Below are 16,632 nucleotides of genomic sequence, written 5' to 3'. Positions count from 1 at the left end.
CATATTGCATCACCCACAAGAATGATATTAAGCCGACATATTCACCTGTCTCGGCGGTTTTCGTTGTTGTGAACTCTGGCTTTTTTTAAACAACAGATGACATCCCTACAGCGAAAAGGGAGAATCAGTTTGCTAACATGCTAAATTGCTACGATAAAGCTTTAGATATTTTATAAATCATAACGTTAGACGGTAAATTATAAATATGATTCGTGTGATAGTAATTTCTAACCTACGTCTGGCGCAGGCCTTTGTGGACTATATGGCCACGCAAAAGGTGATTTTGGAACTCCGACACCAGAGCCAGGATGCAGAAATCTGGCTAAATGAGGATGAAAAACTGCCTCAGGTTCAGCATGAGCTGGAACAATTTTTATTAGACCCACTCAACCCGCGCTATCAGGCGGCGAGCTGGCAATCGGGCAATCTTCACACCGATATGCCTTATCAGCGTGTTTCGCTGTTGCAGAATTTACGTAGTCAGGCTGGCCCACTCACCCTCGGTCTGATGGCGGTATGTATTGCAGTCTATATTCTGATGCAAATCGTTGGCGATAATGCGGTTATGAGCTGGCTGGCCTGGCCGGTAAACAGCAGCCAGTATCTGGAAATCTGGCGTTGGGTCAGCCACGCTGTTCTACACTTCTCGCTGATGCATATCCTGTTTAACCTACTGTGGTGGTGGTATTTGGGCGGCCAAATGGAAAAACGCCTCGGCACGGGAAAACTAGTGGTATTAACCCTTGTTTCTGCCGTATTTAGCGGCTGGGGACAATCCTTATTCAGCGGCTCAAATTTTGGTGGCTTGTCCGGCGTGGTCTACGCCCTGATGGGTTACGTTTGGCTGACCGGCCAACGGGCGCCGGAGCGGGGAGTCTCTCTCCCTAACGGGTTGATGGCTTTTTCTGTTCTGTGGTTAATCGCCGGATATTTCGATATTTTAGGTCTGTCGATCGCCAATGCCGCTCACGTTTCTGGTCTGGTCATTGGATTACTGATGGCATTTTGGGATACGCGTAATAGCACCCGAACCACACAATAACGGTCCGTAAACCGGGCAAATTAGGGGATTATCGTGAAGCAAACGCAGCGACATGATGCGATTATTGAACTGGTGCGCCTTCAGGGTTATGTCAGCACTGAAGAACTGGTAGAACACTTTGCTGTTAGTCCGCAAACCATTCGGCGTGACCTGAATGATTTGGCCGATCAAAATAAAATTCATCGCCATCACGGCGGCGCAGCGCTGCCTTCCAGTTCGGTCAACGCGGCCTATAACGACCGAAAAGTCATGTGGTCTGAGGAAAAAGCGCGTATTGCTCAACGAGTTGCCAGCCAGATTCCCGATGGCGCAACGCTGTTTATCGATATCGGCACCACGCCAGAAGCCGTGGCTCACGCGCTGCTCAATCATAAAAATCTTCGCGTCGTGACCAATAATCTAAACGTTGCGACCTTACTCACCGCTAAAGAAGATTTCCGCCTGATTCTGGCCGGTGGCGAAGTGCGAACCCGTGACGGCGGCATTATTGGCGAGGCCACGCTGGATTTCATCTCCCAGTTCCGTCTGGATTACGGCATTTTAGGCATCAGCGGTATCGATATGGACGGCTCTTTGCTTGAGTTCGATTATCACGAAGTACGCACCAAACGCGCGATTATCGAAAACTCCCGCTGCGTGATGTTGGTCACCGACCACTCCAAATTTGGCCGTAATGCGATGGTAAATCTGGGAAATATGAATTTAATCGACTACCTGTTTACCGATCAGCAGCCCCCTGCCAGCGTGATGAAAATCATTGAGCAGCATGATGTGCAGCTAGAACTGTGTTAATTCCCGCCCTCTGGCTCACCCAATAAGACTTGAACTACAATCAGGGGCTTCGGCCCCTATTGACGATATTTACCCACACTTTCGCCGCTATTCCCTGCCATTTCTCTCAAGTTAGACACCCAAGACTTCACCTATAATCTATCTATAAGACGGTAAAAACGCTTCCCGCAAAGGAAGTTTGCTTCGCTGCATTGATTACATCTTTAAAATGAACCCGCAACAAAACTGTTACCTTCATCACGCATAAATGTTTTTCTTTGGTTAACTCTTGGCTTGTTTGTTGGTTTTTGATTACAATCGTGAGCGAAAACGAACATTAAAGAGCTGTTTCGAACATCTGGAGGAAGGTTACATGGAAACCAAAGACTTGATCGTGATCGGTGGCGGCATTAACGGTGCCGGTATCGCTGCGGATGCTGCCGGACGTGGCCTGTCAGTACTGCTGCTGGAAGCGCAAGACTTGGCCTGTGCTACGTCTTCCGCCAGTTCCAAACTTATCCACGGTGGCCTGCGCTACCTGGAACACTACGAATTCCGTCTGGTTAGCGAAGCTTTGGCCGAGCGCGAAGTGCTGCTAAAAATGGCACCGCATATCGCCTTCCCAATGCGTTTTCGCCTGCCACATCAGCCCCATCTGCGCCCTGCCTGGATGATTCGCGCCGGTCTGTTCCTGTACGATCACTTGGGTAAACGTACCACTTTGCCTGCCAGTAAAGGCCTGCGTTTTGGCGCAGATTCCGTCCTAAAACCGGAGCTGGTGCGCGGTTTCGAATATTCCGACTGTTGGGTGGATGATGCGCGTCTAGTGGTGCTTAACGCTCAGGAAGTGGTTGAACGCGGTGGCGAAGTGCGTACTCGCACTAAAGTGACCCGCGCCTGGCGTGAAAACGGCCTGTGGATGGTAGAAGCAACCGACGTCAATACTGGTAAAACCTTCACCTGGCGTGCCAAAGGTCTGGTTAACGCCACAGGTCCTTGGGTAAAACAGTTCTTTGACGATGGTCTAAAACTGAAATCTCCTTACGGTATCCGCCTGATTAAAGGCAGCCATATCGTTGTTCCACGCGTACATAACCAGCCGCAGGCTTACATTCTGCAAAATGAAGATCACCGTATCGTTTTCGTCATTCCGTGGCTGGATGATTACTCCATTATTGGTACCACCGACGTGGAATACCACGGCGATCCTAAAGATGTGAAGATCGACGATCAGGAAATCGATTATTTACTGAAAGTGTATAACGACCACTTTAAGAAACAGCTTGGCCGTGACGATATTGTCTGGACATACTCTGGCGTGCGTCCGCTATGTGACGATGAATCCGACTCACCGCAGGCCGTGACCCGCGATTACACGCTGGACGTGGCTGATGAACAGGGCAAAGCCCCGTTGCTATCGGTATTCGGCGGCAAACTGACCACTTATCGTAAATTGGCAGAACATGCACTGGAAAAACTGACTCAATACTACCCGAAAGTCGGCCCAGCCTGGACTAAGAACGGTTCGCTGCCGGGTGGCGATATCGGCGGCGATCGCGACAGTTATACCGTTAAACTGCGCCATCACTATAACTGGCTGCCGGAAGCTCTGGCGCGCCGTTATACCCGCACTTACGGTAGCCATAGCGAGATTATTCTGGCCAATGCCACCAGCCTTAAAGATTTGGGCGAAGATTTCGGCCATGGCCTGTACGAAGCCGAGTTGCGCTATTTGGTTGAGAAAGAGTGGGTTGTCGAGTTAGACGATGCCATCTGGCGCCGTACCAAACTGGGTATGTGGCTGGATGAGGCGCAGAAACAACGCATTGCCGAATGGTTGGCGGCAGTTCATGCCGAGAAAATGAATACGCTGTCACTGGTTTCCTGATTCGACAGACGCGCCGCAATGAAAAAAACCGCCTGCTTCCTGATAGAAGCGGCGGTTTTTTCTTAGAGTTTTATCGGTTTAATGTGCCAAATCTCATCGGCATATTCCTGAATCGTCCTGTCAGATGAGAAATACCCCATATTGGCGATATTTAATACCGCACGACGAGTCCATTCATCCGGTTGTAGATATAGCTCATCCACCGCGTCCTGCGTATCCACATAGCTACGATAGTCAGCCAATAACTGATAATAATCGCCCAGATTAACCAACGAATCGAACAGGCTGGTATAGCGATTGGGTTCTTCTGGGCTGAAAATTCCGGTGGCGATCTGCGTCAACACTTGATGAAGCTCAGGGTCTTCATCATAGTATTTCCGCGGGTTATAACCACTGCGGCGTAATTCTTCAACCTGCTCAGCGGTGTTACCAAATATGAAAATATTATCCTCACCGACGTGCTCTCGGATTTCCACGTTAGCGCCATCGAGGGTGCCAATCGTCAGCGCACCGTTCAGGGCAAATTTCATATTACTGGTGCCAGAGGCTTCGGTTCCGGCTAGTGAAATCTGCTCGGATAGATCCGCCGCCGGGATAATCATCTGCGCCAGACTAACGCCATAGTTCGGAATAAACACGACTTTCAACAGGTTGTTCACCCTAGGATCGTTGTTTATTACTTTAGCGACATCATTGATCAAGCGAATAATCTGTTTCGCATTGTAATAGGCCGATGCCGCTTTACCGGCGAAGATCACCACTCTTGGTACCCATTTCGCCTCTGGATCCTGCAAAATACGGTTATAGCGCGTGATCACATGTAAAACATTCAGCAACTGCCGTTTGTATTCATGCATTCGCTTTATCTGCACATCAAACAGTGCCGCGGGATTGAGCACAATATTCAGGTTTTGTGCGACATAAATTGCCAGCCGCTTTTTATTTTCCAGCTTGGCTTTCTGTATCGCCTGTAAAAAGCTCGGATAATCAATATTGGGTTTGATATCGCTCAGTTGGCTAAGATCGGTACGCCAGTTATGGCCAATGCTGTCATCCAGCACCGCCGCCAGCGGGCGATTCGCCAGCCCAAGCCAGCGACGCGGCGTCACTCCGTTGGTTTTATTGCAGAAGCGAGTCGGGAAAATACGAGCAAAATCAGCAAATAGAGACTGAACCATCAACTCAGAATGCAACGCCGATACGCCGTTCACTTTATGGCAGGCAATCACGGCCAGCCACGCCATGCGCACCCGCCGCCCGTTCCCTTCATCGATAATCGACACTCTGGACGGTAATTCATTATCGTCCGGGAAGGCTTCCTGCACTTGTTTGAGGAAGTGATCGTTAATATCGAAAATAATTTGTAGATGGCGCGGCAAAATCTTACCAATCATATCGATCGGCCAGGTTTCCAGTGCCTCAGCCATCAAAGTATGGTTGGTGTAAGAGAAAATGGTTTCCACCATTCCCCAAGCTTTGATCCAGGTAAATTTATGCTCATCAATCAGCAAACGCATTAATTCAGGGATAGACAACACCGGGTGCGTATCATTCAGATGAATGGCAATCTTCTCTGCCAGATTGTCGAAGGTATGATGCAGCGCCCAGTGGCGGGCTAAAATATCCTGAACCGTGGCTGAAACCAGGAAATACTCCTGCCGTAGACGAAGTTCTCGTCCGGAATAGGTCGAATCATCGGGATACAGCACTCGCGATACGTTTTCCGAATGGTTCTTATCCTCTACCGCCGCAAAGTAATCCCCCTGATTGAATTTACCCAAATTGATTTCATTACTGGCGCGCGCCGACCATAAACGCAATGTATTAGTCGCATCGGTATCAAAACCAGGAATGATTTGATCATAGGCGCAGGCCAGAATTTCCTCAGTTTCCAGCCAGCGGGTTTTTGTCCCTTCCTGCTGGATACGACCACCAAAGCGCACTTTATAACGTGTGTTATGACGCGGGAATTCCCAGGCATTACCGTATTCCAGCCAGTTATCTGGGGATTCCGCCTGCTGCCCATTGACGATTTTCTGGCTAAACATGCCGTATTCGTAGCGAATGCCGTAGCCCCGCCCCGGCATGGCTAAAGTCGCCAGTGAATCCAGAAAACACGCTGCCAGACGCCCTAAACCGCCGTTCCCTAGCCCTGGGTCACTCTCTTCGGCCAGCAACTCATTGAAATCGATACCCATTTCATCCAGCGCGGCTTTGATATCATCATAAATACCCATAGATAACAGCGCGTTGGACAATGTTCGACCTAACAGAAACTCCATCGACAGGTAATAAACCTGCCGGACATCTTGAGATAATTGTGCCCGATTGGAGCGCAGCCAGCGTTCCACCATACGGTCACGCACTGCGAACAGCGTGGCGTTCAGCCAATCGTGCTCAGTGGCGATGGAAGGATCTTTACCGACAATAAACATCAGCTTATAGGCAATAGAGTGTTTCAGTGCTTCCACACTGACTACGGGTGAGGTGTAGCTAAAGGGTGTCGTCATTAGCGGTATTTCCCTAATTTGTGGTTACAACAAGTGTTGATAAAGCGACCGGTAGTCTGCTGCCGCTACCTGCCAACCAAAATCAAGCTCCATCCCATGACGCTGTACGTGACGCCAATGTTTTGGACGAACCCAGAGCACAAAGGCACGGCGAATTGCCCGCTCCAGTTCCGCTGCTTCACATTCATCAAACACAAACCCCGATGCGCTACCATCGGCCAGATTTTCTAAAGCACAATCCACTACTGTATCCGCCAGCCCGCCGGTATGGCGCACTAACGGCAGAGTTCCGTATTTCAAACCGTATAACTGCGTCAAGCCGCAAGGCTCAAAACGGCTGGGAACCAAGATCACATCGGCACCGGCAATAATCCGGTGCGAGAACGCCTCATGATAACCAATCTGAACGCCAACCTGATCTGGATAATCCGCCGATGCGGCCAGAAAAGCCTCTTGTAGCAGCGCATCCCCCGCGCCTAGCACCACTAACTGGCCACCCAGCCTGAGTAACTCGGGTAACGCCTGTAGTACCAGATCCAGACCTTTTTGCGCCGTTAAGCGGCTAACCACCGCGAAAATCGGCTTTTTATCAGTAACCTGTAGCCCCATGGCTTTCTGCAAATGGGCTTTGTTGACCGCCTTGCCTCGCAAATCTTCAGAATCATAGCGCTCTCCCAACAGAGCATCTGTGGTCGGATCCCAAATTTCTTCATCCACACCGTTGAGAATGCCGCTCAATCGCCCTTCCCGCGCTCGCTGTTGCAGCAATCCCTCCATTCCGTAACCAAAGGCAGGCTGGGTAATCTCTTTAGCGTAGGTCGGGCTAACGGTTGTCACATGATCGGCGTAAAACAAACCGGCTTTAAGGAATGAAATCTGACCGTAGAATTCCAAACCGTAGATATTAAAGAAGGACGGCGGAAGCTGTAGCTCAGCCATATGGTGAGCGGAAAATAGCCCTTGGTAGGCCAGATTATGTACCGTAAAGACCGAACGAGCCGGACGTCCCCGCGCCGCCAGATAGGCGCAGGCCAAACCCGCGTGCCAATCGTGAGCATGCACAATATTGGGGCGCCAGTAGCTATCCAGCCCGCAGGCCAGTTCGCAAGCCATCCAACCAAGTAGCGCGAAGCGCCGATGATTATCACCGTAAGCATTCAACCATTGGTCGTGGTAAGGGCTGCCGGGGCGATCGTATAAACCTGGCACATCAATCAGGTAGATTCCAACGCCATTGTAAGTGCCATAACTCAATTCCACCCGCCCGGCGAAGGTATCAATTTCTTTGACTAATACTCTATGGGGAATGCCGTTTTTCAGGTCGGGAAACGCCGGTAAAATCACCCGAACGTCGGTGCCATCGGCAATTTGAGCCGCAGGTAAAGCGCCGACAACGTCCGCTAATCCTCCGGTCTTTAGTAAGGGAAACATCTCAGAACAGACATGTAAAACCCGCATCATTACTCCTGGTATCTCATCAGCTACCAATAGGCTTACAGACAACATACGGCTTCGGCCAGAATATCAGGCTCACGTTTTCACGCCAGCCTGAAGCTAAATTACAACTGAGCCAGCATTTCCCTTGTGACGAGTACAATTCCGCCTTCCGAACGGTAGAAACGTGCACTATCCTCTTCCGCATTCTCACCGATCACCATCCCTTCTGGAATTTGGCAGGCGCGGTCGATAATGCAGTGCCGTAAACGACACGATCGACCCACATTAACGTCTGGCAGCAGCACCGCTGAATCTATCGTACAGAACGAGTTAATCCGCACCCGAGGGAATAGCACTGAATGCACCACCACGGAACCGGAAACAATACAGCCGCCAGAAACCAGTGAATTCATGGTCATACCGTGGCTACCGGAGCGATCCTGCACAAATTTTGCCGGCGGCAGTGGTTCCATATGCGTGCGAATCGGCCAGGAGCGGTCGTACATATCCAGTTCCGGCGTTACCGAGGCTAAATCCAGGTTAGCGCGCCAATAGGCATCCAGTGTCCCGACATCACGCCAATAAGGCGGTAAGTCGCCGTTGGAAGTCACGCAAGACAGAGTAAACGGATGCGCCCAGGCTTCTCCCCGCTCGGTAATTTTAGGTATCAGGTCTTTACCAAAATCATGGCTGGACCCCAGAGTATTCATATCCTCGAGCAATAATTTATACAGATAATCCGCATTAAAAATATAGATCCCCATGCTGGCCAGCGCCATATCGGGATTTCCAGGCATTGATGCCGGAACTTCCGGCTTTTCTGTAAACGACTTGATCTGATAGTCCAGAGACACTTCCATAACACCAAATCCCGAAGCTTCGCTTAGCGGCACCGGAATACAAGCCACGCTACATTTCGCCCCTTTTTCAACGTGGTCAATCAGCATGCGCGAGTAATCCATTTTATAAATGTGATCACCCGCCAGAATGACGATATATTCCGCATTGTATCTGTGAATAATATCCAGATTCTGATACACCGCATCCGCGGTTCCCTTGTACCATTCTTCAGTGCTCAAACGTTGCTGAGCCGGCAGCAAATCGACAAACTCGTTCATTTCTTCGTTGAAGAACGACCAACCGCGCTGGATATGCTGAACCAAAGAATGGGACTGATATTGGGTAATGACGCCGATCCGGCGAATGCCCGAGTTTAGACAGTTAGACAGGGCAAAATCGATAATGCGAAACTTACCGCCAAAATGTACCGCCGGTTTGGCACGAGTGGCCGTCAGGTCTTTCAAGCGCGAACCGCGCCCTCCCGCTAAAATCAGAGCTACCGATTTAAGCGGCAGTAGTCTGGCTAACATCAACGGATCTCTATTTTCGAATTTAACCATAGCGGATTCCTTAGATTTTTTGTTCAAACACACGCACTGAAAATGCGGCGCTATGCCCCGTAAGTAATTCTGTCTGTTGCGGCTCAGCGACATCGCGCGAAGCAAAAGGAGGTACAGGCAGCCATTTCCCGGCGGGTAAAGTCAATTCACAGGCTTGGTCGGAGGCATTAATCACCACTAGCCAACGTTGAGATAAACAAATCTGGAGCTTTCTTTGAAAGCCCTGCTCCCAGGCTAAGGCACTCATTTCCTGCCCCTGCATGTTCAACCATTGCACACTGCCATCGCCTTCCTGCCACCAGCGGTCTTGCGTAAGCGCCGGTATTTTTTGCCGCAGGCGGATAAGTTCGGCAGTAAAGTTCGCCAGATCGCTATCTGCCTGTGTCCAATCCAACCAGGTCATAGCGTTGTTCTGACAGTAGGCGTTATTGTTACCTTGCTGACTGTGGCCATGCTCATCACCGGCCAGCAGCATTGGCGTACCTAGTGAAAGCAGTAACGTGCTGAGTAACGCCCGCTGGCAGGCCTTGCGCCTATGCCAGACCGCCTCATCCGCCGTTAATCCTTCATTCCCGAAGTTATTGCTGAAATTACTATCCGTACCGTCGCGGTTGTCTTCACCATTAGCCAGATTATGTTTTTGGTTGAAACACAGGAGATCCAGTAAGGTAAAACCATCGTGTGAAGTGATCATGTTGATACTGGCGGAAGGCAAACGCTCCCGCTGAGCATAGATATCGGCAGAGCCGGAAAAACGTTGGGCAAATTGCCCCAAAGAGAATTGATTGTGTAGCCAGAAACGTCGCATTCCATCGCGATATTGGTCATTCCACTCGCTAAAACCGCGAGGGAAATGGCCTACCTGATAACCGCCCCAGCCGATATCCCAAGGTTCTGCGATCATTTTGCAATGAGCCAACCGCGGCTCCGCTTGTAACGCTTGGAAAAAGGGTGCGTCCTGATGAAATTCAGGCGTGCGCCCCAAAATCGCGCCGAGATCGAAGCGAAAACCGTCGACGTGGCAACTCTCAACCCAATAACACAGGCAGTCGATTACCCAACGAACCACTTCCGGATGATCCAGCTTGAGCGCGTTACCGCAGCCGGTTTGATTCTCATACTCTCCCTGCGCGTTCAGCCAGTAATAGCTGGCATTATCGATCCCTCGCAGCGATAGCGTTGGCCCTTCAGCGTCCAGCTCGGCGCTGTGGTTAAACACCACGTCCAGAATGACCTCAATGCCTGCACGATGCAGGGCTTTTACCGCATCCCGCAGTTCCCGCAGCGGTGAGAAACCTTCCCGCCCGGATGCATAATCCGGCTCTACCGCATAGGGCGCTAATACGTTGTAGCCCCAATAGTTGGTTAGCCCCAGTTTCTGCACTCGAGGTTCATCCACATGATGCTGAATCGGCAGCAATTCCAGCGCGGTAATACCGAGCTTTTTCAGGTAATCAATCATCACAGGATGAGCCAAAGCACCATAGCTGCCACGTAGCGTCTCGGGAATGTCGGGGTGTAGCTGAGTTAATCCGCGAACGTGAGCTTCATAAATTATCGTATTGCCCCAAGGCACCGCCGGCGGGCAATCGCCCTGCCAGTCATATTCCTCATGTACCACCACGGATTTTGGCATCGCATCGGCGCTATCCTGCTGATCGGCATGATCCATTCCGCCGAACAGGCGCGGATCGTCATCAACGCGTCCTTCCACTGCACGAGCACAGGGATCGAGTAGGAGTTTCTGCGCATTAAAACGATGTCCCGATTGGGGATCAAACGGCCCGCTAACGCGAAATCCGTAACGCTGACCAGGCTGACCGCCGGGTAAATATCCATGCCAGATATCGCCGCTGCGAGCGGGCAACGGCAAGCGAACCTCCCGCCCCGCTTCGTCGAACAGGCACAGTTCTACGTCATAGGCATGAGCCGAAAACAGGGTGAAATTAATCCCTGAACCGTCAAAATACGCGCCAAGAGGAGTAGGAGAACCAGTCTGTAACGTGGTCATGCTATCCCTCCCTCAGCAGATAAAGAGTGGCGAGCGGCGGTAGAGTCAGCGATAAAGATTGATCCTGGTTATGGCTGCCAATCTGTTGAGTATCAATCGCGCCCTGATTACCCAAATTACTGCCACAATAATAGGTTGAATCGGTATTCAACACTTCGCGATACCGTCCGGCGCGGGGCACGCCTACTCGATAGTTATAGCGCGGCACCGGGGTGAAGTTACTGATGGCGATCAATTCATTACCTGCCGCATCACGGCGCAGGAAAGCAAAAACTGAGTTTTCATGGTCATCTACCACCAGCCATTCAAAACCTTCCGGCTGATAATCCAGTTCGTACAGCGGCGCATTATCTTGATAACAATGGTTAAGATCTCGCACCAAACGTTGAACGCCGCTATGCCAGCCGTTTTCGTCATCGAGCAAGTGCCAGTCCAGACTGGTGTCAAAATTCCACTCCCGCCCTTGAGCAAATTCGCATCCCATAAACAGCAGTTTTTTGCCGGGATGCGCCCACATAAAGCCGTAATAAGCGCGGAGGTTAGCGAATTTCTGCCAGGCATCGCCGGGCATCCGATCCAGAATCGAGCGTTTGCCATGTACCACTTCATCATGGGAAAGCGGCAACACGAAATTCTCGGTATAGGCATACAACATGCCAAAAGTCATTAGATTATGGTGGTATTTGCGGTGAACCGGATCGAGCTGCATGTAATTGAGCGTGTCGTGCATCCAGCCCAGATTCCATTTGTAATTGAAACCTAACCCATTGGCTTCTGGCGGCAAGGTTACGCCGGGATAGTCGGTGGATTCTTCCGCTAACGTCACCGCGCCGGGTCGTTCTACGCCGAGGGTATGGTTGGTGTAACGCAGGAAAGAAATAGCTTCCAGATTGTCTCTGCCGCCATATTGGTTAGGCACCCACTCGCCTTCGGCCCGGCTGTAATCCCGATAAATCATCGAAGCGACCGCATCTATTCGCAGACCATCGATACCAAAACGTTCCAGCCAGTAAAAAGCGTTTCCTGCCAGATAGTTGCGAACTTCATTTCGTCCGTAGTTATAAATCAGGGTATTCCAATCCTGATGATAACCTTCACGCGGATCGGCATATTCGTACAGCGCGGTACCGTCAAACTGCGCCAGACCGTATTCATCACTAGGGAAATGACCTGGAACCCAATCCAGAATCACGTTTAGCCCCGCCTGATGGGCTTTCTCAATGAATTGCCTGAAATCCTGTGGCGTTCCAAAGCGGCGGGTCGGTGCATACATGCCCAACGGTTGGTAGCCCCAACTGCCATCAAACGGATGCTCACTCATCGGGAGTAATTCGATATGGGTAAAACCCATATATTTGACGTAATCAACCAGTTGTTCAGCTAGTTCGCCGTAGCTCAGCCAGAAATTGTTTTCGGTATGTCGCCGCCAGGACCCCAGATGAACTTCATAAATAGAAACTGGCGCATTGAGCGCATTGGCTTTTTGTCGAATGGGAGAGTTCTCAACAATATCAGGCAGTGGGCTAATCAGAGAGGCCGTTTCTGGTCGCATTTGCGCTTCAAAAGCGTAAGGGTCTGCTTTTAGGCGAATATTTCCATTACTGTCTATTATCTCGTATTTATATAGCTGTCCGGCCTGTACACCCGGTAAAAAAACTTCCCAAATACCGTTTTCTTTTCTCAGCCTCATTGGGTGGCGGCGGCCATCCCAGAAGTTAAATGCACCAACAACCGACACTCGCTTGGCATTAGGTGCCCAAACCGCAAAACTGACGCCTTCCACCCCGTCTAAAGACATCAAATGAGCACCTAAACGTTCATAGGGGCGCAAATGCGTACCTTCCGCCAATAACCAGCTATCTATATCCTGCAATAAGGGGCCAAATCGATAAGGATCATCGATAATTTCGGTACTATCCGCCCAAATAACAGCTAACTGGTAGCGAAATGGATTTTTACGACGAGGAATGACAGCGGCAAAGAAGCCCCTGGAATCGATACAATCGAGCCGAGTGACTTTCTTATTGGTTTTGCAGTCAACTACCCATACTTCTTTAGCATCAGGCAGCAGAGCACGCACTTGCAGCATATCGGCAACTTTGTGCATACCAAGAATGGAAAAAGGATCTGAATAATTACCACAAATAACCTGATTAATCACATTTTGCTCGGGAAGTGCTGACATTTTATCTTTCCTATGACTAATAGCATGATTTACAAGAAAAAATCATTAAGACAAATAAAAATTCAACTTATCTATCATGCAATCCATTTACCGTATAAATCATGACGACGATCAAAATGACGATTTTTTTAGCTTAAAATCTCAAAAAACCACCCTGATAAATTTCAATCCCGGCTCAGAGTTACCCTTGTGACAATGCGCGCCCCAAGCTATAAGCATAGTCAAAGGTGAGTAAAAAATGGTTAAGCAATCAAGGAAATCCCTTTCCAGCACTAAAAGGAATAATCCGGTTAATTTATTTCGGGTTAGCGGCAGTTATTCACTCAAATTGGCACTTTGGTAGCAGATCTCACGGTCTGCGTTTTTTTATATTTAGTTGTTCGAGTTAAAATTTTCTCATTCATGCCTTCGTTATAATGGCCTCGGAAATAACGGAGGCAATACAGCATGGGCGTTAGCCAGACCGAACTGATTTTTTCATTACTGCAACAAATGTGCGTATATCTGGTTATCGCATACCTGCTCAGTAAAACACCGCTTTTCATTCCATTGATGCAAGTCACCATCCGCTTGCCGCACAAGCTGGTGTGCTATCTCACCTTTTCCATGTTTTGCATCATGGGGACTTATTTCGGCCTGCATATTGATGATTCCATTGCCAATACACGTGCTATTGGTGCGGTTTTAGGCGGCGTACTGGGGGGACCATCCGTCGGTTTTCTGGTCGGCTTAACCGGCGGATTACACCGTTATTCTCTGGGAGGAATGACCGCGACCGCCTGTATGCTCTCCACGGTCGCGGAAGGTCTGATAGGCGGCTTCCTTCATAACTACCTGATTCGTAGGAATCGGCTGGATTTACTGTTCCAACCTTTAGTGATTGCTGGCATGACGTTAGTGGCGGAAGTGCTGCAAATGCTGATTATTCTGGCGGTTTCGCGCCCCTTTTCCGAAGCGGTGGAACTGGTTGAAAATATTGCATTGCCGATGATGATCACCAATACCATTGGCGCAGCTATGTTCATGCGCATCCTACTGGATCGGCGCGCTATTTTCGAAAAATACACCACGGCATTTTCGGCTAAAGCCTTACAGATCGCCGCCAGAGCAGAAGGACTATTACGACACGGATTTGATCAGCAAAACAGTATGCGAGTAGCGCGGATTCTGTATGAGGAATTGGGCGTTGGGGCGGTGGCGATTACCGATAGAGAAAAGCTTCTGGCCTTTATCGGCACCGGCTCAGATCATCATATTGTCGGTTCCGCGATTACTTCACACCACACTCATCGAGCCATCGGAATGGATCAGGTGGTTTATGCCGACGGCAACGCGGTGCCCTATACCTGTTCGATTTCACCCACTTGCAAACTAGGCTCTACGCTGGTTATTCCTCTACGAGGAGAAGAACATCGCGTCATCGGCAGCATTAAACTGTATGAACCGAAAACCAAGCTGTTTTCCAGTATCAACCGCACGCTAGGGGAAGGCATTGCTCACCTTCTATCGGCGCAGATTATGGCGGGTAGATTTGAGCAACAAAAACAATTATTAGCCCAGTCGGAGATCAAACTCCTCCACGCTCAGGTAAATCCGCATTTTCTATTCAACGCCCTCAATACCTTATCGGTTGTGATTCGTCGCGATCCCAATCACGCTCGCAAACTGGTGCTTTCACTTTCCACCTTCTTCCGTAAAAACCTGAAGCGCAGCCACGATGTCGTTACTCTGAGCGATGAAATTGAGCATGTGAATGCTTACCTGGAAATTGAAAAAGCGCGCTTTGCCGATCGATTGAACGTCAATATCGCCCTGCCAGAAAATATTCTGGCTGCCCGACTACCCGCGTTCTCTTTGCAGCCGGTGGTAGAAAATGCCATTAAACACGGAATTTCTCAGATGTTCAGCAATGGAAATATTACCCTACGCGGCAATATGCAGGATGGAATCCTGACGTTGGAAGTAGAAGATAATGCGGGATTGTATGAATCCAAGCCCGACGGGGACGGATTGGGCATGAATCTGGTCGACAGACGTATCAAGGTGCGTTATGGCCAGCAGTACGGCGTGACCGTGACCTGTGAGACGGACATATATACCCGTATCTCGATTAAATTACCGTTCCATACCGCAGCAGAAAATTGAATTAATCCGCTGATATTTAGCGATAAAAAAAGGTTGCTAGCATCGCAACCTTTTTGATTTTTTAGCGACTTCAGAACTACAGTTTTAGAGCGGCAGCGATTACGCCAGAATCCGCAGCATACGGCGTAACGGTTCTGCCGCGCCCCAAAGCAATTGGTCGCCAACGGTGAAGGCGGATAAATACTCCGGCCCCATGTTCAGCTTGCGCAAACGGCCTACCGGCGTATTCAACGTGCCGGTCACGGCGGCGGGAGTCAGCTCACGCATCGTCAACTCGCGATCGTTCGGGATGACTCGTACCCAATCATTGTGGGTTGCCAGCAACGCCTCGATTTCAATGAGCGGAAGGTCTTTTTTCAGTTTCAGAGTAAATGCCTGACTATGACAGCGCAGAGCGCCAACACGCACACATAACCCATCCACCGGAATAACGCTGCTGGTATTCAGAATTTTGTTCGTTTCCGCCTGGCCTTTCCACTCTTCCCGGCTCTGGCCGTTATCCAACGCTTTATCAATCCACGGAATCAGGCTGCCAGCCAATGGCACACCAAAGTTATCGGTTGGCAACGTGCCGCTGCGTGTCGCCGCCGTCACTTTACGCTCAATATCCAAAATGGCAGAAGCAGGGTTCTGTAGCTCTTTGGCTACGCCAGCGTGCAGCATACCCATTTGGGTTAGCAACTCACGCATATGACGAGCACCGCCGCCGGATGCAGCCTGATAAGTGGCAACAGACGCCCATTCGACCAGGTCATTGGCAAACAGGCCACCCAGTGACATCAACATCAGGCTAACGGTGCAGTTACCGCCAACAAACGTTTTGATTCCCTGATTTAACCCTTGCTGAATCACATCATTGTTTACCGGATCCAAAATAATAATGGCATCGTCTTTCATGCGCAGAGAAGAAGCTGCATCGATCCAAAAACCCTGCCAGCCGCTGGCACGCAGCTGAGGATAAATTCCGTTGGTATAATCCCCGCCCTGACAACTAATGATAATATCCAGAGCACGCAGCGCGTCGATATCATAAGCGTCTTGCAAGGTGCCCTGCTGACCGGTAAAAGTAGGCGCAGCCTGACCGTGCTGTGAAGTAGAGAAAAAGACCGGGCGGATGCCGTCAAAATCGCGTTCTTCGATCATGCGCTGCATGAGCACAGAGCCGACCATACCGCGCCAGCCGATAAAACCAACGTTTTTCATGTTTACTGTCCTGCCTTGGAAGAGGTGACAACCGATTAAG

At 50.0% G+C, this 16,632-nt stretch carries 10 protein-coding genes; 4 read left to right on the top strand and 6 right to left on the bottom strand.

Annotation, left to right across the window (positions count from 1 at the left end; all coding sequences use genetic code 11):
* The first annotated feature begins 205 nt into the window (after positions 1 to 205).
* From glpG to glpD, 3 genes are all read left to right on the top strand, one after another.
* Positions 206 to 1,042, top strand: a complete 837-nt coding sequence (gene glpG / locus DBA33_RS01485; protein ID WP_064515674.1) for a rhomboid family intramembrane serine protease GlpG — start codon at positions 206 to 208, stop codon at positions 1,040 to 1,042.
* A 33-nt stretch (positions 1,043 to 1,075) separates the two neighbouring features.
* Positions 1,076 to 1,834, top strand: a complete 759-nt coding sequence (locus DBA33_RS01480; RefSeq protein ID WP_064515675.1) for a DeoR/GlpR family transcriptional regulator — start codon at positions 1,076 to 1,078, stop codon at positions 1,832 to 1,834.
* 352 nt (positions 1,835 to 2,186) lie between these two features.
* Positions 2,187 to 3,701 carry a glycerol-3-phosphate dehydrogenase gene (gene glpD / locus DBA33_RS01475; protein ID WP_064515676.1) on the top strand — a complete coding sequence of 505 codons (1,515 nt, stop codon included), beginning with the start codon at positions 2,187 to 2,189 and terminating at the stop codon, positions 3,699 to 3,701.
* A 62-nt stretch (positions 3,702 to 3,763) separates the two neighbouring features.
* Here glpD and glgP read toward each other — a convergent pair whose 3' ends face one another.
* From glgP to glgB, 5 genes are all read right to left on the bottom strand, one after another.
* A complete protein-coding gene (glgP, locus tag DBA33_RS01470; protein ID WP_064515678.1) occupies positions 3,764 to 6,211 on the bottom strand; it encodes a glycogen phosphorylase in 2,448 nt (815 codons plus the stop codon).
* A 24-nt stretch (positions 6,212 to 6,235) separates the two neighbouring features.
* On the bottom strand, positions 6,236 to 7,669 hold the full coding sequence (glgA, locus tag DBA33_RS01465; protein ID WP_064515679.1) for a glycogen synthase GlgA: 1,434 nt from the start codon (positions 7,667 to 7,669) through the stop codon (positions 6,236 to 6,238).
* A 101-nt stretch (positions 7,670 to 7,770) separates the two neighbouring features.
* Complete coding sequence (gene glgC, locus DBA33_RS01460; RefSeq protein ID WP_064515682.1) at positions 7,771 to 9,048, bottom strand: glucose-1-phosphate adenylyltransferase; 1,278 nt, start codon at positions 9,046 to 9,048, stop codon at positions 7,771 to 7,773.
* A gap of 10 nt (positions 9,049 to 9,058) precedes the next feature.
* Positions 9,059 to 11,059 (bottom strand): glycogen debranching protein GlgX, encoded by a 2,001-nt coding sequence (glgX, locus tag DBA33_RS01455; RefSeq protein ID WP_064515684.1) that lies wholly within the window; start codon positions 11,057 to 11,059, stop codon positions 9,059 to 9,061.
* Position 11,060: 1 nt separating this feature from the next.
* Positions 11,061 to 13,244, bottom strand: coding sequence for a 1,4-alpha-glucan branching protein GlgB (gene glgB / locus DBA33_RS01450; RefSeq protein ID WP_120805326.1), 2,184 nt, complete (start codon positions 13,242 to 13,244; stop codon positions 11,061 to 11,063).
* A 447-nt stretch (positions 13,245 to 13,691) separates the two neighbouring features.
* Here glgB and DBA33_RS01445 point away from each other — a divergent pair, with 447 nt between their 5' ends.
* Entirely contained in the window at positions 13,692 to 15,389 is a 1,698-nt protein-coding gene (locus tag DBA33_RS01445) for a sensor histidine kinase (protein ID WP_064515689.1), read from the top strand.
* 99 nt (positions 15,390 to 15,488) lie between these two features.
* Here DBA33_RS01445 and asd read toward each other — a convergent pair whose 3' ends face one another.
* Positions 15,489 to 16,592 (bottom strand): aspartate-semialdehyde dehydrogenase, encoded by a 1,104-nt coding sequence (asd, locus tag DBA33_RS01440; RefSeq protein WP_064515692.1) that lies wholly within the window; start codon positions 16,590 to 16,592, stop codon positions 15,489 to 15,491.
* Positions 16,593 to 16,632 lie beyond the last annotated feature (40 nt).

Source organism: Yersinia sp. IP36721 (assembly GCF_003634395.1).
Lineage (GTDB): Bacteria > Pseudomonadota > Gammaproteobacteria > Enterobacterales > Enterobacteriaceae > Yersinia > Yersinia entomophaga.
Note: the sequence above shows the minus strand (reverse complement) of the source record. Positions and strands in the feature narration are given on the sequence as shown.